General features: G+C 59.1%; 22 protein-coding genes and 1 tRNA gene. 10 read left to right on the top strand and 13 right to left on the bottom strand.

The genetic code is table 11. The annotated features are described in order from the left end of the window. The first annotated feature begins 90 nt into the window (after positions 1–90). Positions 91–1089: an AraC family transcriptional regulator gene (locus CFE47_RS27625; RefSeq protein ID WP_286841889.1), complete on the top strand. Its 999-nt coding sequence runs from the start codon at positions 91–93 to the stop codon at positions 1087–1089. Positions 1090–1130: 41 nt separating this feature from the next. Here CFE47_RS27625 and CFE47_RS27620 read toward each other — a convergent pair whose 3' ends face one another. Genes CFE47_RS27620 through CFE47_RS27610 form a run of 3 tightly spaced genes read right to left on the bottom strand, consistent with a single transcriptional unit; the run spans position 1131 to position 3478 of the window. Continuing rightward, a complete protein-coding gene (locus CFE47_RS27620; RefSeq protein WP_286841887.1) occupies positions 1131–2477 on the bottom strand; it encodes an ATP-binding protein in 1347 nt (448 codons plus the stop codon). Next, positions 2474–3151 carry a response regulator transcription factor gene (locus CFE47_RS27615; RefSeq protein WP_016973689.1) on the bottom strand — a complete coding sequence of 226 codons (678 nt, stop codon included), beginning with the start codon at positions 3149–3151 and terminating at the stop codon, positions 2474–2476. The genes CFE47_RS27620 and CFE47_RS27615 overlap by 4 nt, the downstream gene beginning before the upstream one ends. 18 nt (positions 3152–3169) lie before the next feature. Next, complete coding sequence (locus tag CFE47_RS27610; RefSeq protein ID WP_286841884.1) at positions 3170–3478, bottom strand: hypothetical protein; 309 nt, start codon at positions 3476–3478, stop codon at positions 3170–3172. Between the two features lie 136 nt (positions 3479–3614). On the opposite strand from CFE47_RS27610, the gene CFE47_RS27605 reads away from it, so the two are divergent. Next, entirely contained in the window at positions 3615–4331 is a 717-nt protein-coding gene (locus tag CFE47_RS27605) for a 4'-phosphopantetheinyl transferase family protein (RefSeq protein ID WP_286841882.1), read from the top strand. Between the two features lie 88 nt (positions 4332–4419). Here CFE47_RS27605 and CFE47_RS27600 read toward each other — a convergent pair whose 3' ends face one another. Together CFE47_RS27600 and CFE47_RS27595 are read right to left on the bottom strand one after the other, a co-directional pair. Beyond that, on the bottom strand, positions 4420–6030 hold the full coding sequence (locus CFE47_RS27600) for an ATP-binding protein (RefSeq protein ID WP_286841880.1): 1611 nt from the start codon (positions 6028–6030) through the stop codon (positions 4420–4422). Continuing rightward, complete coding sequence (locus tag CFE47_RS27595; RefSeq protein WP_286841878.1) at positions 6027–6752, bottom strand: response regulator; 726 nt, start codon at positions 6750–6752, stop codon at positions 6027–6029. The genes CFE47_RS27600 and CFE47_RS27595 overlap by 4 nt, the downstream gene beginning before the upstream one ends. Positions 6753–7447: 695 nt before the next feature. Between CFE47_RS27595 and CFE47_RS27590 the strand changes: the two genes are divergently transcribed. Further along, positions 7448–10345, top strand: coding sequence for a ribonucleoside-diphosphate reductase subunit alpha (locus CFE47_RS27590; protein ID WP_185703209.1), 2898 nt, complete (start codon positions 7448–7450; stop codon positions 10343–10345). Between the two features lie 251 nt (positions 10346–10596). On the opposite strand, the gene flgE is transcribed toward CFE47_RS27590, so the two are convergent. From flgE to CFE47_RS27560, 6 genes are all read right to left on the bottom strand, one after another. Beyond that, positions 10597–11916: a flagellar hook protein FlgE gene (flgE, locus tag CFE47_RS27585; RefSeq protein WP_286841876.1), complete on the bottom strand. Its 1320-nt coding sequence runs from the start codon at positions 11914–11916 to the stop codon at positions 10597–10599. 31 nt (positions 11917–11947) lie between these two features. After that, positions 11948–12670, bottom strand: coding sequence for a flagellar hook assembly protein FlgD (flgD, locus tag CFE47_RS27580; protein ID WP_185703205.1), 723 nt, complete (start codon positions 12668–12670; stop codon positions 11948–11950). Positions 12671–12686: 16 nt separating this feature from the next. Next, complete coding sequence (flgC, locus tag CFE47_RS27575; protein WP_185703202.1) at positions 12687–13130, bottom strand: flagellar basal body rod protein FlgC; 444 nt, start codon at positions 13128–13130, stop codon at positions 12687–12689. A gap of 3 nt (positions 13131–13133) precedes the next feature. Beyond that, the gene (gene flgB, locus CFE47_RS27570; protein WP_010208346.1) at positions 13134–13541 is read right to left on the bottom strand and encodes a flagellar basal body rod protein FlgB; all 408 of its coding nucleotides are present in this window, start codon (positions 13539–13541) and stop codon (positions 13134–13136) included. A gap of 252 nt (positions 13542–13793) precedes the next feature. Beyond that, on the bottom strand, positions 13794–14621 hold the full coding sequence (gene cheR / locus CFE47_RS27565; protein WP_016979774.1) for a protein-glutamate O-methyltransferase CheR: 828 nt from the start codon (positions 14619–14621) through the stop codon (positions 13794–13796). A gap of 43 nt (positions 14622–14664) precedes the next feature. Continuing rightward, positions 14665–15597 carry a chemotaxis protein CheV gene (locus CFE47_RS27560; protein WP_185703200.1) on the bottom strand — a complete coding sequence of 311 codons (933 nt, stop codon included), beginning with the start codon at positions 15595–15597 and terminating at the stop codon, positions 14665–14667. A gap of 90 nt (positions 15598–15687) precedes the next feature. Between CFE47_RS27560 and flgA the strand changes: the two genes are divergently transcribed. The 4 genes from flgA (at position 15688) to CFE47_RS27540 (ending at position 18281) form a co-directional block, all read left to right on the top strand. Continuing rightward, positions 15688–16452, top strand: coding sequence for a flagellar basal body P-ring formation chaperone FlgA (gene flgA, locus CFE47_RS27555; RefSeq protein WP_286841871.1), 765 nt, complete (start codon positions 15688–15690; stop codon positions 16450–16452). A gap of 140 nt (positions 16453–16592) precedes the next feature. Continuing rightward, the gene (gene flgM / locus CFE47_RS27550) at positions 16593–16916 is read left to right on the top strand and encodes a flagellar biosynthesis anti-sigma factor FlgM (RefSeq protein WP_286841869.1); all 324 of its coding nucleotides are present in this window, start codon (positions 16593–16595) and stop codon (positions 16914–16916) included. Between the two features lie 48 nt (positions 16917–16964). After that, positions 16965–17435 (top strand): flagella synthesis protein FlgN, encoded by a 471-nt coding sequence (locus CFE47_RS27545; protein ID WP_185703194.1) that lies wholly within the window; start codon positions 16965–16967, stop codon positions 17433–17435. 96 nt (positions 17436–17531) lie between these two features. Beyond that, positions 17532–18281, top strand: coding sequence for a flagellar brake protein (locus CFE47_RS27540; RefSeq protein ID WP_185703192.1), 750 nt, complete (start codon positions 17532–17534; stop codon positions 18279–18281). A 60-nt stretch (positions 18282–18341) separates the two neighbouring features. Here CFE47_RS27540 and CFE47_RS27535 read toward each other — a convergent pair whose 3' ends face one another. Together CFE47_RS27535 and CFE47_RS27530 are read right to left on the bottom strand one after the other, a co-directional pair. Continuing rightward, positions 18342–19730: an MFS transporter gene (locus CFE47_RS27535; protein ID WP_286841865.1), complete on the bottom strand. Its 1389-nt coding sequence runs from the start codon at positions 19728–19730 to the stop codon at positions 18342–18344. A gap of 268 nt (positions 19731–19998) precedes the next feature. Further along, positions 19999–20075: transfer RNA gene (locus CFE47_RS27530), tRNA-Arg, on the bottom strand. Between the two features lie 326 nt (positions 20076–20401). Here CFE47_RS27530 and CFE47_RS27525 point away from each other — a divergent pair. From CFE47_RS27525 to CFE47_RS27515, 3 genes are all read left to right on the top strand, one after another. Further along, the gene (locus CFE47_RS27525) at positions 20402–20629 is read left to right on the top strand and encodes a hypothetical protein (RefSeq protein ID WP_185703188.1); all 228 of its coding nucleotides are present in this window, start codon (positions 20402–20404) and stop codon (positions 20627–20629) included. An 11-nt stretch (positions 20630–20640) separates the two neighbouring features. Then, positions 20641–20820, top strand: coding sequence for a PA3371 family protein (locus CFE47_RS27520; protein WP_286841863.1), 180 nt, complete (start codon positions 20641–20643; stop codon positions 20818–20820). A gap of 383 nt (positions 20821–21203) precedes the next feature. Continuing rightward, positions 21204–21530 (top strand): Arc family DNA-binding protein, encoded by a 327-nt coding sequence (locus CFE47_RS27515; RefSeq protein ID WP_003193592.1) that lies wholly within the window; start codon positions 21204–21206, stop codon positions 21528–21530. Positions 21531–21634: the final 104 nt, after the last annotated feature.

Below are 21634 nucleotides of genomic sequence, written 5' to 3'. Positions count from 1 at the left end.
CCAATCCCGTCCTACAATTTGGCGGATATCCGCCTTGTCGCTCTCTGCGGTGATGACTACCATCGGCCTTTCCATGGAAGAGGCCTTCGCATGCGTGAACGCACCATCGCCAGTCACTACGCCCGGGCTGCCCTCGGCGGTGCGCGCCGGGCGGGTTACGACTATTCAGGTCTGCTGCAACAGGTGGGTATCCCCCCAGAGCTACTGACAGAACCGCGTGCGCGCATCGCGCCCGAGCAATTTACCCGGCTGTTGCAGATGCTTTGGCTGGCGCTGGACGACGAATACCTGGGGTTTGCCGAAGGCCCGAGCAAACGCGGCACCTTCGCCATGATGTGCCACGCGCTGATCCACTGCCGCACCTTGGAGAAGGCTCTGGAGCGCGGCTTATTATTTTATAGCCTATTCCCACAAGGCCCGCGCTGGCAGCTGACAAGAGAAGGCGAAATGGCTCGCTTGAGCCTGGACGACTCCCAACTGTGGGACCCGGATCACTTCCTCAGTGAATGCCTGTTGGTGATCTGGCACCGCCTCGGCAGTTGGTTGATCGGCCAGCGTATCCGCCTGCATCAGGCCACCTTCAGCTACCCGATGCCAACGCATGCCAGTGAATATGACCTGCTGTTTCCCTGTACCCAGGTATTCGGAGCGCCGAACAGCAGCCTGGTATTTCCCGCCCGCTATCTGAGCCTGCCGCTGTTGCAGGACGAACGCACCCTCAAGCACTTCCTTGAACGCTCTCCCGCCGACCTGCTGTCCCGGCCGGATGAAGGTGACAGCCTGAGCAGCCAACTGCGCCGCCTGCTAAGCCGTGACCGCACGCCCTGGCCCGACCTGGACGCCGTCGCCCAGCACCTGCACATCAGCCCACAGACCCTGCGCCGGCATTTACGCGAGGAAGGCACCAGTTTTCAGGCACTCAAGGATGAGCTGCGGCGGGACATCGCCATCTATCATTTGGGGCGGGCGGATTTGTCGTTGCAGGAGATTGCCGAGCAGTTGGGGTTTTCCGAACCGTCGGCGTTTCATCGGGCGTTCAAGAAATGGACGGGGGTGACGCCGGGGGCGTATCGGGCCCAGGAGAGTTAGGGGTGCGTTGCCTGCGATAGGGCCAGCATGACCAATGAAGATCAAACAGCCGGAAAGTGAATCTTGAAGGCAGCACCACCCAACGGCGAATCCCCCAAAGTCAGTCGCGCGCCGTAGCTTTCAATAATGTCCTTGACCACCGCCAGCCCGATCCCCTGCCCCGGATGCTGGCGGTCCAACCGCTCACCCCGTTGCAGTATCCGCGCACGCTGATCCGGCGGCACACCGGGGCCGTCATCCTCGATACACAACTCAGTCCCTTCCAGGCTTTCGACCAGGCGAATACGCACCTCGCTCAGGCACAGGCGGTAGGCGTTTTCCAGCAGGTTGCCGAGTAATTCCAGCAAGGCGCCCTTCTCAATCGGCACATCACACTCTGGCGGCAAGTCAAAGGAAACGGTGACGCGTTTATCGCGATAAACCTTGTCCAGCGTATCGCACAGGCTTTGCAGCACCGGTTCCAGGCGCACCTGATGGCGCACCAGGCCACTTTTGCGCAGGCTGGCGCGCTGCAACTGGTAGCTGATCTGCTGGCTCATGCGCTCGATCTGCGATTGCAGCACCCAGGCCTGGTCGCGGTCTTCGGGACGCTGGGCCATGTCCTCGCTGACGCCCTGCAACACGGCGAGCGGGGTTTTCAGGCTGTGGGCCAAGTCGTCGAGGGAATCGCGGTAGCGCGCCCGCTGCTCGCGCTCACTGGCCAACAGGCGGTTAAGGGAACCGGTGAGGCGCAGCAGTTCGCGGGGGTGTTCTTCGGAAAGGCTTTCACGGGTGCCGCCTTCGATCTGGTCAAGCTCCTGGCTCAGGCGCCGCAAGGCTTGCAGGCCCCACGTCAGGCCCAGCCACAGCAAGGTCAGCAGCACCAGCAAGGCCGCGCCGAAACCCAGGTAGAGGTTTTCCCGCAGGCCTTCCAGGGTCAGTTGGTATTCACGCACCGGTTGCAGGGCAACGATACTGAACGCCGCGCTCTTGCCGCCAAGCAGCTTGACCTCGACGTCATAGACGAAGAATTCCTGGCCGTTCGCTTCACGGATCCGCGCAAATTCATTACCGCGCCCGTCGTAGCGCGGCTTGTAGTTGATGTTTTCTTCTTTGGTCGCCCGCGAGCGCCATACCAGGTGGCCCTCGCGGTCGTAGATATAGCCGAGCAGCCGGCTATCGGTGAGGTTGAAGCGTTCGTCCGGCAACTGCGCCGGCATCAACAGGCGGTTGTTTTCCACCCGCGCAGCGGAGATCAACGTGGTGACGTCCGATGCCAGGCGCTGCTCGATGGAATCCTGCAACGCCAGGCTGAACGCACCCTGCATGGCCGGCAACAAACCCAGCATAAACAGTACGGCCAGCGTGGCGGCCGCCAGCATCAGGCGCACGCGTAGCGAGCGAATCAACGGCAGCGCTCATTGAACAGGTAGCCCAGGCCACGCACGGTATCGATCGGCTTGAACCCTGCAGGGCCTTCCAGTTTGCGACGCAAACGGCCGACCAGCACTTCGATGACGTTCGGATCGCGCTCGTCGTCATCGGGGTAGAGTTGTTCCATCAAACGGTCCTTGGCGACCACTTGTTGGTGATGACGCATCAGGTATTCGAGGATGCGGTATTCGTAGGCAGTCAGCGCCAAAGGCTGTTCGTCGAGGGACGCCTGCTTGCGATTGAGGTCCAGCAGCAAGGGCCCGGCAACGATGGTCGATTGGGTAAACCCGCTGGAGCGGCGCAGCAAGGCGTTCATCCGCGCTTCGAGCTCTTCGAACTGGAAGGGCTTGACCACGTAGTCGTCGGCGCCGGCAGCCAGGCCTTCGACCTTGTCCTGCCAGTTGCCGCGTGCGGTGAGGATCAGGATCGGGAACGTCTTGGCCTGGGTGCGCAGTTGGCGGATCAGGTCCAGGCCGCCCATGCCGGGCAGGCCCAGGTCGATGATCGCCAGGTCGTGGTTGAATTGGCCGGTCTGGTACAGGGCTTCCTCGGCATTGGCCACGGCCTCGACCACATGCCCACTGTCGGTCAGGCGGGTCAACAGGTGATGACGCAGCAGCGCTTCATCTTCCACCACCAGCAATTTCATAAGGCTCTCCAAAGCAAATCAACTGTCCGACAGAGGGATATCATAGCGGCCCTGCAGGTCTTGCGGGCGCAGTTTAATGCCATTGTACTGGCCAGTCAGGTGTTCATAACCGGCGCGATAGGCTGGCTGTGGCGCGGTGAGGCCCAGCGACTGGCCCCATGGCGTCGGCTGGCTGCCGGCATCTTCAACGCTGACACGCTGGATCAACGTGCTGGATTTCTTGGTTTTCTGGCTACCGAATGCAGCAAAGTCGCTATCGGAGGCCTGGACCCCAGCGGTGGCACTGAGCATGGTTAACGCCAACATCAGCTTTTTGATCGCAGTCATGGTGCTTGCCTCGGTGCATTTGGCTGTTGAGGCCAGACTACGCAGCGCCCCCTGAACTCCCCCTGAACAGGCTCTGAACCTCAGCTGAACCGTTGCGGGCTAGCCTCTGGCGCAGCAACTCGGCAAACTATCCCCCATGACTCCCCTACCCGCCTGCTGCACCCCACTTGACGCCCATTGGCCGTTGCCTACCGCTTTGCCGGGCACGGTGTTTCTCAGCACGCGCTTTGATCCTGCCTTGCTGGCAGAGGGCGATTTCCAGCGCACCGCCGTACCGCCGCCGGCCAGCATCCAGCGTTCGGTGGCCAAGCGTCAGGCGGAGTTCCTGGCCGGTCGGTTATGCGCGCGCGCCGCGCTGCAACAACTCGATCATCTGGACTTCATCCCCGCCATCGGCGAAGACCGTGCACCGGTGTGGCCTGGGCATATCAGCGGTTCCATCACCCACAGCACCGGGCATGCGGCGGCGATTGTCGGGCACAAGGCGCAGTGGCGCGGGCTGGGCATGGACCTGGAGAATGTGCTGAGCCTGGAGCGGGCCGAGCGCTTGGCGGGGGAAATTCTCACGGCCGATGAAATGCAGCGTATGGCCTTGATACCGCGCGAGCAGATGGCGCTGCTGGTGACGCTGACGTTTTCAGCCAAGGAGAGTCTGTTCAAGGCCCTCTACCCCATCGTGCAGAAGCGCTTCTACTTTGAGCATGCCGAGGTGGTGGAGTGGTCTGAGTCAGGGGTGGTGCGATTGCGATTGCTCACGGACTTATCCAGCGAGTGGCGTGATGGCACGGAGTTGGTGGGGCAGTTTGCGGTGGCGGATGGGCAGTTGTTGAGCTTGGTGGCCATCAGCGCCTGATAGACCGCTATCGCAGGCAAGCCAGCTCCCACATTTAACTGTATTCACACATCAAAATGTGGGAGCGGGCTTGCTCGCGAAAGCGGAATCAGGGTTTCTCCTGATCCCGAGGCCAACTCAAGCTGAAGCACGCCCCACCCAGGTTATTGCTCTTGCTGATCAACGCCCGCCCAGCATGCCAATAGATTATCCGCCGCACGATCGACAACCCCAGGCCATGACCGCCCGAAGCGCGGGTACGGCTGTCGTCCAAACGCAGGAAGGGCGTGAAGATGCGTTCCCAAGCGCTTTCCGGCACGCCGGGGCCGTCGTCCTCCACGTCGATGCGGCAACGCACCTGGCCCACCTGGTAACTGATCAACACCTGGCCCTGGGCGTGGCGCATCGCATTGCTCACCAGGTTTTGCAGGGCACGGTGCAGGTAGCGCGGTTCTGCGTCGACCCAGGCATCGTCCCAATGCGCCGAAGACAAGCAAATGCCTCGGGTGACCGAGACCTGCGGGCGCAATGGCGATAACTCATCGATCACTTGATCGAGCAGTGCATTGAGGTCGACCCGCTGGAAATTAAGCTCCGGCGCACCTTGCTCCAGACGCGCATAAGTAAGCATTTCGTCCACCAGGCCATCCAGGTCCTGGATATCGTTGTCCATGCCTTCCATATATTTATGCCGGGCCTCGGGAGTGGCGGCGTCGCCGATCATCTCCAGGCCAAAACGCAAACGTGCCACCGGGGTGCGCAATTCGTGGGACACGGCCCGGACCAATTCGCGCTGGATGGCCAGCAACTGCTGCAAGTGCTCGGCCATGCCATTGAACGCGGCAGCCAGGCGCCCCACCGAGTCGGCACCACGAGCGGGGACGCGCACTTCGAGGTTGCCCTTGGCGATGCGCGTGGCGGCGGCTTCCAAGCCTCTGAGCCGGCGCTCCAGTTGGCGCACCAATAGATAGACGATCAAGCCGATCAGGGTCAGGCCGATCAAGGCGATCAGGATCAGCCATTGCGCCGGGTACGGGTTCATTTGAAACAGCGGACCGATCTCCAGCACCCACGGTGTGCCGACCATGCCGGCAAACACGCGGATCGAATCGCCACCCTTGCCCAGGGCCATCACCGTGTCACCCTCCGATACGCGACGACGCTGGTCGTCATCCATATCAGCCTGATCTAGGGTCATCAGGTGCATCTCAAAGCCAAACCCCTTGGCTTCCTTGAGGTCCGCCAGGCGTTGCGGCTGCTCCGCCACCGGGAAACGCACCAACTCATCGGCCAGCAGGTAAATAGTTGCCCGTGCCAGTTGCTCACTGATTTGCTGCACTTCGCCCGTCAGCACGAGTTGCTCTCGCTCGCTGACCAAACGCAGCACCCGCGCCGCGTGGGGCCCGGTCTGCTCCACCAGCACCTGGCCGCGTTGCAAGCGGGTGCGCTGGCTGAGGTCTAGCTGAGCATCGGTAAGGCTGCGCAGCTCCAGGGGAATCCCCAGCAACCGCTCCCACACCGCCAAGGCACGTTGGCGTTCGATGGGACTCATGGGCTGCAGGTTATCGCCCATCAAGGCGAACGTGCCGTGGGCCAGGCGCTCGCGGTATTGGCCGCTGCGCACCTCATTGAGCAGGTGCAGGGCCAACACGCCGAGCAGCGCCACCAGGATCAGCGCCGCGCACATGCCGCCATAGATGCGCAGGAAGATCGAGTTCACAGTGGCATGTCGGCGGCGGCTTCGGGGACGAACAAGTAACCTTTGCTGCGAATGGTCTTGATCAGGCGAGGGTGGATCGGGTCGTCGCCGATCTTGGGACGAATGCGCGAGATGCGCACATCGATGGAGCGGTCCTGGCCGTCATAGCCGATGCCGCGCAGGGCGATGAAGATTTCTTCGCGGGACAGGATGCGCCCGGCGTTTGCCACCAACAGCCATAAGAGGTCGAATTCGGCGCTGGTCAGCTCGATGCCGCCCTCGTGCAACCAGGCCTCGCGCAGGGCGTTGTCCACCACCAGCGGGCCGAATTGCAGGCGGCGCTGGCTTTCCACGGTGGCCGGCTCCGCCGGTTCACTGCGCCGCAACAGGGCCTGAATGCGCGCCAGCAACAGGCGCGGGCGCACGGGTTTGCATACGTAGTCGTCGGCGCCCATGTCCAGGCCAAGCACTTGGTCCATGTCGTCGGTGCGGGCGGTGAGCATCAGGATCACGCCGTCATAGCGCTCGCGTACCTTGCGGCAGATGCTCAGGCCGTCTTCGCCGGGCAGCATCAGGTCGAGGATTACCAGGTCTGGTTGCTCGGCAATGATACGCGCGGCTGCCAGCACCCCATCGCCTTCTATCGATACCCGCAGGCCGTTGCTCTCCAGATAGTCGCGGGTCAACTCGGCGAGTCGCTGGTCATCTTCGACAATCAATACCTGCCAGGCTTCTTGCTCCACGGGCCATACCTTATTTGTAATGTTTTGAGGGCATAACTGAGGCCGATTGTAGCCATGCGCCGCCCCTCTAGCACAAGCCAGGAAATCCATTCGGTGATCGCGTTTTTTTGTGATAGGGTTCGCGCCCTCAAAAATCCAACCGGCTGTTTTTATCTTGGAATATTCGGTGACAAACGGCCGAATCCAGCAGTAATGCGGCCTACACGGGTGTTCCACGATTCATACACATTTTACCCACAGCGTTATCCACAGGTAGTGCGTTGCTAAGCCCCCCAAAACGCATTATCTTGTACCTCGGCGCTAAAAAAACCCTACATGTAGGGTTTTAAGCGAAAAACCAAACACAGATCAGACAAGAAACTCAAGCCCTTTCTTGCTCCCGTTTGGTTGAACCAAAGCATTTTTTCAAAGCCCAAACCGCGCACGCGGATGGCAGCCGTTTTCCAGCTCCTACAGCGCAAAACGGTACGGGTGTTGCAGTGCTTGAACCTGGCAACTGTCACCCATCAGGAATACGGCCAAGGGCTTTTTCAGCCCCGAACCGAAGACTTCGGCATGGAAGCGGCGCGAACAGCTCCCTTCCTCCTGTCCCGAAGTTGTTATGCCAGGCCCAGGCCTGCTGTAAGTGCTTCAGGACGGAACGGTGGGCACCGTGATGGTGCCCAAATAAATATAGAATGTGGAGACAACCCCCCATGCAAACCGACACAACTCGCGAGAACCCGCAAGGCTCCGTGCCGCAGGCCGCTGATTCGAACCTGGATCTGTCCGCCACTGCACCCGGCCAACTGCGTGTGATCAAGCGTAACGGCACTGTCGTTCCTTACACCGATGACAAAATCACCGTCGCCATCACCAAAGCGTTTCTTGCAGTTGAAGGCGGCACCGCTGCTGCCTCGTCGCGCATCCACGACACCGTTGCCCGCCTGACCGAACAAGTCACCGCAACTTTCAAGCGTCGCATGCCTTCGGGCGGCACCATCCACATCGAAGAAATCCAGGACCAGGTCGAACTGGCCCTGATGCGTGCCGGCGAGCAGAAAGTAGCCCGCGACTACGTGATCTACCGTGACGCCCGTTCCAAGGAACGCGCTGTACGCACTCCAGCGGAAGAAGCGGCGGTACAAGCTCACCCATCGATCCGCATCACCCTGGCCGACGGTACCTTTGCACCACTGGACCTGGGCCGCCTGAACACCATCGTCACCGAAGCCTGCGAAGGCCTGGAAGAAGTCGACGGTGACCTGATTCAGCGCGAAACCCTGAAGAACCTGTACGACGGCGTGGCCCTGACCGACGTCAACACCGCCCTGGTGATGACCGCCCGTACCCTGGTTGAGCGTGAGCCGAACTACTCGTTCGTGACCGCGCGCCTGTTGATGGACACCCTGCGTGCCGAAGGCCTGGGCTTCCTGAAAGTCGCCGAAAGCGCCACCCACCACGAAATGGCTGACCTGTACGCCAAGGCCCTGCCTGCCTACATCGCCAAGGGTATCGAATTCGAATTGCTGAACCCTGTCCTGGCCACCTTCGACCTGGAAAAACTCGGCAAGGCAATCAACCACGAGCGTGACCAGCAGTTCACCTACCTGGGCCTGCAGACCCTGTACGACCGTTACTTCATCCACAAGGACGGTATCCGCTTCGAACTGCCGCAAGTGTTCTTCATGCGCGTGGCCATGGGCCTGGCGATCGAAGAGAAGCACAAAGAAGACCGTGCCATCGAGTTCTACAACCTGCTGTCGTCCTTCGACTACATGTCGTCGACCCCGACCCTGTTCAACGCTGGCACCCTGCGTCCACAGCTGTCCAGCTGCTACCTGACCACCGTGCCGGATGACCTGTCGGGCATCTACCACGCGATCCACGACAACGCCATGTTGTCCAAATTCGCTGGCGGCCTGGGTAACGACTGGACCCCGGTGCGCGCACTGGGTTCGTACATCAAGGGCACCAACGGCAAGTCCCAGGGCGTTGTACCGTTCCTGAAAGTGGTGAACGACACCGCTGTAGCCGTGAACCAGGGTGGCAAGCGCAAAGGCGCTGTGTGTGCCTACCTGGAAACCTGGCACATGGACATTGAAGAGTTCATCGAGCTGCGCAAGAACACCGGTGATGACCGTCGTCGCACCCACGACATGAACACCGCCAACTGGATCCCTGACCTGTTCATGAAGCGCGTCTTCGATGACGGCCAATGGACCCTGTTCTCGCCATCCGAAGTTCCGGACCTGCACGACCTGACCGGCAAGGCCTTCGAAGAGCGCTACGAGTACTACGAAGCCCTGGCTCAGTACCCTGGCAAGATCAAGCTGTTCAAGACCATCCAGGCCAAAGACCTGTGGCGCAAAATGCTGTCCATGCTGTTTGAAACCGGCCACCCATGGCTGACCTTCAAAGACCCGTGCAACCTGCGCAGCCCGCAGCAGCACGTGGGCGTGGTCCACAGCTCGAACCTGTGCACCGAGATCACCTTGAACACCAACAAGGACGAGATCGCCGTTTGCAACCTGGGCTCGATCAACCTGCCGAACCACATCGTCAACGGCAAGCTGGACACCGCCAAGCTGGAACGCACCGTCAACACCGCCGTTCGCATGCTCGATAACGTTATCGACATCAACTACTACTCGGTGCCACAGGCGCAGAACTCCAACTTCAAGCACCGTCCAGTGGGCCTGGGCATCATGGGCTTCCAGGACGCACTGTACCTGCAGCACATTCCTTACGGTTCGGATGCTGCGGTCGAGTTCGCCGACAAGTCCATGGAAGCGGTCAGCTACTACGCGATCCAGGCTTCCTGCGACCTGGCCGACGAGCGCGGTGCCTACGAGACGTTCCAGGGTTCGCTGTGGTCCAAGGGCATCCTGCCGCTGGATTCGCAACAGATCCTGATCGAAGCCCGTGGCCAGAAGTACATCGACGTTGACCTGAACGAAACCCTGGACTGGGCACCGGTACGTGCCCGTGTGCAAAAAGGTATTCGTAACTCCAACATCATGGCCATCGCACCGACCGCCACCATCGCCAACATCACCGGCGTATCGCAGTCGATCGAACCGACCTACCAGAACCTGTATGTGAAATCGAACCTGTCGGGCGAATTCACCGTGATCAACCCGTACCTGGTTCGCGACCTCAAGGCCCGCGGCCTGTGGGACTCGGTCATGATCAACGACCTGAAGTACTACGACGGTTCCGTGCAGCAGATCGAACGCATCCCGCAAGAACTCAAAGAGCTCTACGCGACTGCCTTCGAAGTGGACACCAAGTGGATCGTTGACGCCGCCAGCCGTCGTCAGAAGTGGATCGACCAGGCTCAGTCCCTGAACCTGTACATCGCCGGCGCTTCGGGCAAGAAGCTGGACGTGACCTACCGCATGGCTTGGTACCGTGGCCTGAAAACCACCTACTACCTCCGTGCCCTGGCTGCGACCAGCACCGAGAAATCGACCATCAACACCGGTAAGCTGAACGCTGTTTCCAGCGGCGGCAACCACGGTGATGACTCGGTACTCGCCGCTCCAGCCGGCCCGGCGCCAGTGCCAAAGGCCTGCGCAATTGACGAGCCGGATTGCGAAGCTTGCCAATAAGCTGAGCTGGTAAACGAACCCCCGCCAAGCCCTTTGGGTTTGCCGGGGGTTTTCTTTTGCCCGCACTGTAGTGAGCGGGCTTGCCCGCGCTGGGTGGCGGAGCCGCCCCAATAAGACCGCCGCAGTGTTTTAGGAAGACCGAGTTGCCTGGGTTTAGGGCGGCTTCGCCACCCAGCGCGGGGCAAGCCCGCTCACTACACGCCCACAAAAAAGCCCCTCGTGTGAGGGGCTTCTTGTGGAGCGCTACCGCATCAGGTCATCTGGATGATGGTCTGCATGATGGTGCTCTGGGTAGAGATGGTCTTGGCGTTCGCCTGATAGTTGCTCTGGGCCTTGATCAGGTCCACCAGCTCGTTGGTCAGGTTGACGTTGGAGTTCTCCAGGGAGTTGGCCACGATCGAACCCAGGGTACCCGCTTGCGGGCTGTCAAAGCCTGGCTGACCCGAGGCGAAAGTCTCTCTCCAGGTAGTGCCGCCGGCTGGCTGCAGGCCCTGTTCGTTGTTGAAGCTGGCCAGAGAGATCTGGCCGATGGCCTTGCTCTGCTGGTTGCTGAACGTGGCGAACAGCACGCCGCTGCCGTCGATTTTCAGGCCAGTGATCTGGCCGGTGGCGTAGCCATCGGTGACCGGAGGGTTACGGTAGCTGGCCGAGTTGTACTGGGTGATGTTGCCCATGTTGACGGCAATCCCGTCTTTGTTGGCATCAGCGCCATTGCTCGTCCAGGTGCCATTGACCATGCTACCCGGCTTCCAATCGTCAATGGTCATCGTGGTACCGGTGACGTTGGCACCCACGATTTTGGTGAGTTTGCCGGAACCATCAAAGGTCAAGGTGGACGGCACAGGCACCGTATGGTCGCTAGGATCGGCGCCGCTGATCGCCGAGCCGTCCGGGTTACGACCGTCAATCAACGTGTAGGAATCCCAGGTATTGGAACCCGTCTTGACCATGTACTGCACCATCGAGTGGGCATTGCCCTGGGTGTCGTAGAGCGTGGTGGAGTACTGGGTGTTGAAACTGTCGGTCTTGGTTGGATCAAACGGGTGGAGTGTCTGATCGATCGGCAGATCCGAGGAGTTCAGGTTACTGGTGGAATCCACCTTGGTGGATGCCTTCGGCGGCAGGTTCGCCAAGTTCAGCTGCAGGTCGACCAGGCCACCCTTGACGATTTTACCGTTCTCGTCTGCCGCATAACCTTGCAGGCGCGAAGTACCGGTGTTGTTGGTGATGTAGCCGTCTTTGTCGGCACGGAAAGCACCGCTACGGGTGTACTCCAGCGAGCCGTCGCTAGCCTTCTGCACGAAGAAGCCACCGCCCTGGATCGCCATGTCCAGGATACCGCCGCTGTTGTTCACATCACCTTGGGTGAACTGCTGGGACACTGCCGCCAGGTTCACACCGTTACCGATGCTGTTCTGGCCGGTGCCCAGTTTGGACGCCGCGTAGATGTCGGCGAATTCCGCACGGGACGATTTGAAGCCAGTGGTCGCGACGTTGGCGATGTTGTTGCCGGTCACGTCCAGTTGTTTGTTGGCCGCATAGAGGCCGCTAAGGCCGATGTTAAAAGACATGTTTCTCTCCCTCTGCCGTATTTAGCCGGCTCTATGTACCGATAGTCTGAATTTGCGACAGCTTGACGCTGCCCATGCCGCCTGCCAGGTTCAGCAACATTTCGCCGCCGGTCTTGCTCAAGGTCACGCTGGTGACCGTGGCTGGCAGCGAGGTGGCCAGGGCAACCGCGTCGCCCTTGTCATTCTTGGTGGTGGCCGCGAAGGTGTAGGTACCCGCTGGAGCAACCTCACCCGCGTCGTTTTTGCCGTCCCAGATAAAGTCCGAATTCCCGGCGTTCTGGGCACCCATGTCGATGGTGCGCACCACGTTGCCGTCTTTGTCGGTGATCTTGATGGAGACGTTGCCGACTGCCGACGTCACCGCCACCGACCCGGTCATGCTCTTGCTGGTATCCACCAGGGCCTTGTCGGTCTGGGTGATGATCGAACGACCCACCAACGACGAAGCCTGCAGCGCTTGCGACGAGCTGAAGTTGCTGGAAATCGCATTCACCGAGTCGTTCAGGGTGTTGATGCCTTCCAGGCTGCTGAACTGCGCCAACTGGGCCACGAATGCACCGTTGTCTTGAGGCGACAGCGGGTTCTGGTTTTTCAGCTGAGTCACCAGCAGTTGCAGAAACGCGTCCTTGCCCAGCGACTGGTTACCCGTGGCGGCACTGGAAGCGCTAGCGACGTTGTCGGTCGCAGTCTTGACCTTGCTGTTGAAAAGGTCCTGGACCGCGGTGTTGGTTGATGAGGTATCAACAATGGCCATTATTCGGTGCCCCTTATCACTGACCCAGGGTCAGGACCTTCTGCATCATGGTTTTGGCGGTGTTCATCATTTCCGCGTTGGTCTGGAACGAACGGCTGGCGGAAATCATGTCGGCCATTTCCTCGACCACGTTGACGTTGGGGTAGTAGACATAACCCTTTTCGTTCGCGGCGGGATGGTTGGGCTCGTAACGGGCTTCGAGGTTGCTCTGGTCTTCGACCACGCCAAGCACCTGCACACCGGAACCGGCATTACCCTGGTCCTGGAACAGTGAATCGCTGCCGCCGTTCTGGCCAGCCTGGAACATGGTGGCGAACACGGGATGACGAGCGCGGTAAGTCTGGTCAATGCTCGAAGACACGGTTTCGGCGTTGGCGATGTTACTGGCGACGGTGTTCAGACGGGTGGTCTGAGCGCTCATGCCACTACCGGCAATATTGAAAACACTGGACAGGGACATGGCTTACTCTCCACGCAGGGCTGACATCAGCCCTTTGAATTTGCTGTTGAGCAGGGTGAAGCTGGCCTGGAAGTTCACCGAGTTCTCGGCGTAGGCCGATTGCTCCAACTGGGCGTCGACGGTGTTCTGGTCGATCGACGGCTGCATCGGCGTGCGGTACAGCAACGACTCGTCACCATTGCTCAGGCCTTGCGCTTCGATATGACGGCTGTTGGTCATGTTCAAGGCGAAGGTGCCGTTCTTGGTCTTGTCCTGCTGTGCGGCGAGCACGGCGGAGAAGTCCAAGTCCCGAGCCTTGTAGTTCGGGGTGTCGGCGTTGGCAATGTTGTTGGCCAGGACTTCGGCACGCTGGGCGCGGAAGCCCAGGGCTTGTTCGTGGATACCGAGCGCTTTATCGAAGCTGATGCTCATGGCGGAAACCTTTAGGCTGACCTGCTTTTCATTAACAGGGTTATAGCAAGGTGTGTGCCAGTTTATGGAGGGCCCGAATTTAAAGGGCTTGAGGGGCGATTGCCGGCGGCAATGCCAGAAAAGCGGCAACGTGTTTCCGCGTGGCGCCAGTAAAGCGGCAATGGGGGATTGCCGCCCGAGGAAGGATTGCCGCAAAAAAAATGTGGGAGCTGGTTTGCCAGCTCCCACATTTTTTGACCGAGTGAACTCGACTTACTTAGCCTGATAGATGATCCCAGGGCTGCACTGCACCATCTGGTAATGATCCGGCAGACCGTTCAGCGCTTCAGAAGCGCCGAGGAACAAATAGCCACCACGCTTGAGAGTGCCGTGGATGCGCAACAGGATGTCTTTTTTCACCTCGGCCGAGAAATAGATCAGCACGTTGCGGCAGAACACCATGTCGAACTTGCCCAGGCTGGCATAGCTGTCGAGCAGGTTGAACGAACGGAACTCCACGCGACTCTTGATCGGCGCCTTGACCGCCCAACGCCCGGCCCCTTTCGGATCGAAGTAACGTTGCAGACGCTCTTGGGACAGACCTCGGCCCAGCGCCAAGCTGTCGTACTCGCCGGTCTTGCAGTTGGTAAGCATGGTGCCGGACAAGTCGGTGGCAACGATTTGCGCGCCAGCCTTCAACTGCCCCATGTTGGTCCGTTCGAACTCATCGATGGACATCGAGATCGAGTACGGTTCCTGCCCCGAAGAACAGGCCGCCGACCAGATGCGCAGGCGCTGGCCCGGGCTGGCCTTGATGGCTTCCGGCAGCACCTTGCTCTTTAGCACTTCAAAGGGATAGGTATCGCGAAACCACAGGGTTTCGTTGGTGGTCATGGCATCCACCACCATTTCCTTGAGCCCGCTGCGCGGCTGGCCCTGGATACGCTGGACCAATTCGCCCAACGACTTGATGCCCTGCTGTTCCATCAGCTTGTTGAGACGGCTGGATACCAGGTACTGCTTGTTTTCACCGAGCAATATGCCACAGGCTTTTTCCAGGAAGACCCGGAATTGTTCGAAATCCAAATTACCCGTAGACAATGATACCGCCTCTTAAATCGTGTGACCGCCAGGGGAAATCCCCCTAGCCGTGATCTGCTGCCTTGATCCGGTCGACTACCCGGGCTGCCAGGTCATCCGGCCGGAATTTGGCCAAAAAGTCATCGGCACCGACCTTCTTGACCATCGCCTGGTTGAATACACCCGACAACGAAGTATGCAGGATGATATGCAATTTTTGCATGCGTGGATCGTTACGTATCTCGGCCGTGAGCGTGTAACCGTCCATTTCCGGCATTTCGATGTCGGAGATCATCATCAAGAACTCTTCTTCCGGCTTTTTGCCGTCGTCCGCCAACTTGCGCAGGTAATCCAACGCCTGGCGACCATCGTTGAGGGCTACAACCTCGACGCCGACCGTTTGCAGGCAACGGGTTACCTGCTTGCGGGCCACCGACGAGTCATCCACCGTCAGCACGCGCAGGGAGATCGCCTTGTGTGCGGTCTCGGCATCCACCACGCCCACGGAAATCGATTCCGAGGTGGGAGCGACTTCGGCGAGGATCTTCTCCACATCGATGATTTCCACCAATTGGTTATCAACGCGCGTCACCGCCGTGAGGTAGTGGTCGCGGCCAGTGCCCTTGGGTGGTGGATGAATTTCTTCCCAGTTCATGTTGACGATACGTTCCACCGAGCGCACCAGGAAACCCTGGGTCTTGGTGTTGTATTCAGTGATGATCACGAAGGGATTCTGGCGATCCTGCAACGCGGGCGAGCCAGTGGCCAGCGCCAGATCAAGAATCGGAATGGTCGCACCGCGGATATTGGCCACGCCGCACACCACCGGGCTGGATTTGGGCATGATCGTCAGCTTGGGGCATTGCAGCACCTCCCGCACCTTGAACACGTTGATGCCATATAACTGCTTGCCGTCCAGGCGAAAAAGCAACAACTCCAGGCGATTCTGCCCTACCAGCTGTGTGCGCTGGTTTACTGAATCCATTACACCTGCCATGCCTTTACTCCTACGCTAAAACCTTGAGCCATACCTAGAGGACAGCGCGCCCCCAACACTAAACGGCACGAGCTTTGCTATTTGTTGGCTATGGATATTAAAACGACAGTTTCCCGACGCCTTCAATTACCACGGTACCGTAGATTGCTCTGCGCACCGCTGGCGTTGCTCGCGTTGAGCCTCGGCACCACGGCCCGCGCAGACAACGTCACCTTGCCTGATCTACTTATCGGCGTCACTCAGGGCTTTCTTGAGTTCACTGTAGAAGATTATCTGGCGACCACCCAGACGCCTGGGCGTTATGAAATCCAGGTCAGCCAGTTGGACCCACGCCTGCGCATGCCAATGTGCGACAAGGAATTGACAGCGTCCCTGGAAAGCCCCGCCCAACCCATCGGCCGCGTGACGGTGAAAGTACGCTGCGAGGGCGCGTCCCCCTGGACCGTGTTTGTGCCGGCGCAGGTGAAGCTGTTTCGCGATGTAGTGGTTGTGGCTCGTCCGCTGAAACGCACCGGCATCATCGGTTTCGACGATGTTGTGCTGCGTGAGCGAGACATCAGCATGATCAACCAGGGCTATTTGACGTCACTGGACCAGGCTGTCGGGCAAAAATTGACCCGACCAGTGGTCACCGACCAAGTCATCACGCTGGTGCATCTGGAGCAGGCCGAAGTCATTCGCAAGGGTGATCAAGTGGTGATTTCCGCCAGCAGCGGCGCGCTGAACGTGAAAATGCCGGGGGAAGCGCTGTCCAACGGCGGCATGAGTGAGCAGATCCGCGTGAAGAACCTTAATTCCAATCGCGTGATCAAGGCACGGGTGACAGCACCTGGCCAAGTCGAGGTGGCTTTATAGACTACTGGTATCGGGCGCCAGCTTTTCCTACACTGTCGACTGGATGTCGGCCTGTGCAGTTTATTGTCAATCGAGCCTAAAGTTTGTCCGGGTATGGCCGAAAACATGGCAAGCGTCCAAATACCCAGAGGTTTTTTATCATGGTCATCGATTTCAGCCGTTTAAATAATTCCCAGGCTTTGCCCGGCAGTACGCGCACCACGGGTGCCAAGGACAGCGTAGAGGCCAAGCCACAGGCCCTGCCCGTCAAGGCAGAACAGGCCAGCGCCAGCCAGAGCGGGGAATCCGTACACCTGAGCAATGAGGCTCAACAGTTGCAGAAGGTCACTGACTCGCTGCGCGATCAACCGGTTGTCAATAAAGCCCGCGTGGCCGAGTTGAAACAGGCTATCGCTGATGGCAGCTATAAAGTCGACAGCAACCGTGTAGCCAGCAAGCTGCTTAATTTCGAAGCCGAGCGCTAGGCAAAGGCCTGCGCCGGGCTTTTGGACGCTTAAACCCCAAGGCCAGCCATGCATCACGACGAAAATCTGCTTCAACTGATCATTGATGATCTAGCGCCGACCCAACACTTGCTTGAGCTGCTCAAGGAAGAATCCTTGGCGCTTTACGGCCGTGACATGCCTCTGCTGGAAGACATTCTGGCGCGCAAGCAGTCGCTGATTGTCCTGCTTGAACAGCACGGCAAAAAACGCAGCCAGATCCTCATCAGCCTCGGCCTGCCGGCAGACCACGACGGTCTGGCGCAATTGGCCAGTCACTCCTCGGTCGGCGATCAATTGCTGGCACAGAGCAAAGAACTCAACCTTTTGCTCGCCCAGTGCCAGGAAGCCAACCTGCTCAACGGTCAGTCGATCCAGATTCAGCAAGCTACGACCGCCAACCAGTTGCGTATACTTCACGGCGGAGAGCCTCCGGCGCTGTATAACGCCCAAGGCTCCACCTCACGCCTGGTCAAACCAAGCACCCGCAGCCAAGCCTGACACCCGTTTACAGCGCGGCCTATCCAAGGCGTGTTACATGCTGGCAAAATGCTGGCTCTTGCGTGTAGTTGTATTTTGTCTGGAGATGGAAGAACCGTGTTCAACGCCCTTAATGCGGAAGATGCACCGCAGCCACCCAAGGTCCTCACCACGCCTCTGGAAATCGCCAGCACCTTGCGGATGCTGCAAGAAAGCCATGACCCGCTGATCATTACCTTCCATGAACGCAGCCAGCGCTTCCAGAGTTACCTGGTGGACGTTGATCGCGACAGCGGTACAGTGGCCCTGGATGAGATGATCCCCCGCGACGGCGAACGCCACCTTGAGAACGGCGAACCCTTCCGCATCGAAGGCTTCCACGAAGGCGTACGCGTTGCCTGGGAAAGCAGCGGCACCATGACCGTCAGCGAAAAAGACGGTCACCGCATCTATACCGGCAGCATGCCCGACGAGGTGGTCTACCATCAGCGCCGCAACGCCTTCCGCGCAGCCCTGAAGCTGGCCCAACTGGTCAATATCGAAATAGGCGGCGAGAAACTAAAGGCTCCCATTGCTGGCAAGCTGCTGGATATATCCGCCACCGGCTGCAAACTGCGCTTTGAAGGGGATATCTCCGAGCGCCTGCAACTGGGCCAGGTCTACGACCGCTTTATCGCCGCCCTGCCCTTTGGCAGCATGACCACATCTGTCGAACTGCGTTACCTGCACTTCGAAGAGAAGATCAACACCACCTTTGCGGGTGTTCGCTTCCACAATATGAGTGGCCTGGTACAACGCCAGGTCGAGCGATTCGTGTACCAACTGCAGCGTGAAGCACGACGCTTCGACAAAGACGACGATTTTTAAAGCTAAAGATCGCGACAAAAAAAACGGGCAGATCCTGATGGGATCTGCCCGTTTTTGCATTCAGGGGCGCGCCCTGCTCAAGTCGTGGGGGTGGTCGTCCGGATCTGGATGCTCGGGTTCACGCTCAGTTTCGGCGGCCGGCGACTCCACCGGCGATTGCTCCGGTTCGTCCTCAGCTTCTGGCGCGGTGGTTTGCATCTGGTCTTGCACCACCTGCTCATCCACCCGAGGATCAAGCGCAGCCACCAACGGAGAGCTGGACATACTGTCGGGCATCGCCACGTGATGCAGCGGTGCATCGTCCACCTGATGCAGGTTGGTCACCGCTTTTGGCCGAATGCGCCACACCAGGATCAACGCGCACACACTGAAAAACGCATACAGCATGTGGCTGCCAAACATCTTCATGACCACACCTGCCAGCAACGGCCCGACACTGGCACCCACGCCATAGGTCACTAGCAACATGGCCGTGAGCGACACCCGGCGGTCACCCTCTACGTGGTCGTTGGAGAACGCCACTGCCAGCGGATACAGGCAAAACTGCACCAGGGAACACACGAAGCCAGCCACAAACAGCACTTCCAGCGGCACCTGTGTCAGTACCGCCAACGGCAACGCCGCCACCGCGAGGCAGAGGGCAAAGCAGCGAATCAGCAGCGCGCGGTCATAACGGTCCGACAGCCAACCCAGCGGCCACTGCACCAACAATCCGGCAAAAATACAGCTACCCATGAACAGACCTACCTGCTCCGTCGTCAGCCCTTGCTGCGATGCATAGAGCGGCGCCAAACCGTAGAACGAGCCCACGATCAGCCCCGCACCCAACACCGTACTCAACGACTGCGGCACGCGCTTTATAAAGAAGCGCGGCTCCATTGGCGCAGGATGCAGCGGCGCCGGGTGAATACGCCGGGTCATGGCCACCGGCACCAGGCACAACGCAAAGCACAGTGCCACCAACATCAGCAGTTCGAGGCCGAGTTGGGGATGCATCACCAGGATCAATTGCCCCAGCACCAACCCCAAGTAAGAGGCAATCATATAGCCGCTGAACACCACGCCACGCTGCTTGGCGTCCGCCTGCTCGTTAAGCCAGCTCTCGATGACCATGTACTGGCACATCATCCCCAGGCCGACAATCATCCGCAGCACAATCCAGGCCGGCAGCCAGTTGATCAGGCCGTGGCCCAGCACTGCCGCACCGACAATCCCGGCACACGTGGCGTAGGCACGAATATGCCCGACCCGGGCAATCAGGCGGTGCCCGATCTTGCCACCCAGCACCAGGCCAAAGTAGTTGGCCGCCATCAGCGCACCTACCCACAGACTGTCGACATGGTCGGCCGCCAGGCGCAAGGCCAGGTAAGTACTGAGCAGGCCGGAGCCGATCAGCATCATCAAGGAGGCGAAATAAAGGGCTCGAAAAGATTTCCAGATCTGGCGCATCGGCGTTCCGAGCGGCTCCTTGCGGTGAGAGACAGGGCTATCGGCATGATAGTCCGGGGTGGCAGGGTCCGGACAGGCAGCAAATGCTGTTTCCGGGGATTATTTTGCTTAACAGCTCAGACGCTACCCGACTGCTTGCAAGGTACACAAATGGCGATAAATACACCGCGCACCTGCTGTGAACCCTGAACACCGGCAAGGTTCGACCCGTCCCATTGAACGCCCACAAAAAAGCCCCGCCAGAATATTCTGTGCGGGGCTTTGAATCTGGTGTCCCAGGGCCGGTTCGAACGGCCAACCTTCCCCTTAGGAGGGGGATGCTCTATCCAATTGAGCTACTGGGACAAATGACAGCCACCAAGCCAAGGGCGCTGCGACGGACGGCGTGCATGTTAACGGCCAAGGTGGGTTTTGTCATGTCGTCCGTTGGCTTTTTGAATGTAGGTCGACCCCTCCTGTGACGATCCGGGTTTTGCCCAGTAAACACAGGCACATGGCGCCATCGTGCAAAATGCACTCCCCTAAAATGCCAGCATTGCAAATTGCAACCTAGAGAGCGTTTAAAGTAGACTCAAGGCATTGATTTTATTGAATATATAGATTGGCACAAGACCTGCAATACCTCTCCTACAAGACCCATTCAGCCACGGCGTCAAGCGGAGAACATGACCATGAACAGTGCCCTTCTGTTGAGCCTCAATGCCGTAGCCCTGGCTGCATTGGTGACGTTTCACTTTCAAACGACTGGTACGAATGACCCCGCACAGATCAGCCAGGCCGTGCCACACCACCTGCAACAACGCCCGCAGCTGGCAGTGATGACCCCAAACGTGCAATCGCAGGTACGCCTGACTCAAGGCGATCAAGCTGCGCCCGTCTCTGAACACTGGGTTTTCTGAGGAAACCACTCATGACCAAATCTGCCTGGCTGTTTCTATGCCTGACCCTCGCCACCGGCATTTTCGGCCTGAGCGCTAGCTCTGAAGGCGAGCAAACCACCGCACTCATTGCATCAGGCGTATCCGCCAGCCTGTTGTTGCTCACGCTAATCGTGGGTCGCCGAATCAAATTCGATCCGGTTTTGCGTTAACCCCTCCCCTCCCGACCTTATGTCGCCTCGCCCTCGCAAATCGGCAAAATGCCACTAGTCTTAAAACTGCGGGCAAAAGGCCACTTTGCTATAGGATAGCGGGCCTAAACCCCTGTGGTGGCCAGGACTTGCTGGAAGTTCCCCTACGGAATCACTCGTAGAAAAGTTTTCCAACCAGTCCGCAAAAATGCAAATGAGTGCTGGCATAAAGCCTTTAGGCAGTTCAATATTTGTCACAGAATTGACGCCAAGGAAATGGCAAATCTGAGGCATGATGCGGCCTCTTTGCAATTCAGGTTGAACATTTGGCTGCGAACCTTGTCCTAACACACATCTTGCGGCCAATTCCAAAAACCGCTCCCCTGAACTAACCGGTTAAATATATGCGCCCATTGAAACAGGCAATTTATTCCAGCCGTACGGCTGACAAGTTCGTCGTACGTCTGCCAGACGGAATGCGGGAACGCATTGCCGAGGTGGCTCGCAATCATCACCGAAGCATGAACTCCGAAATCATCGCACGCCTGGAACAGAGCCTTATTCAGGAAGGTGCGCTGGGCGAAGAGTTGAGCATGCGCCTGGACAGCCCCGAGCTGTCACTGCACGAACGCGAACTGCTGCAGCGTTTTCGTCAGCTCTCCCACCGCCAGCAAAATGCTCTCGTCTCGCTTATCGCGCACGACGTTGAGGCGGCCGCAGAAGCCAATTGATCTGCAATTGAAAGCCGAAGCCAGCCACGTGCTGGCTTTTTTTTGCATGGAATTTGGGAAGGGAATGCCGGGAGATGCGGGGACAGATCTGCCCCCGCCGGAAT

This window comes from Pseudomonas sp. PGPPP1 (assembly GCF_002255865.1).
Lineage (GTDB): Bacteria > Pseudomonadota > Gammaproteobacteria > Pseudomonadales > Pseudomonadaceae > Aquipseudomonas > Aquipseudomonas cremoris.
This window is presented reverse-complemented; position numbering and strand designations above follow the sequence as displayed.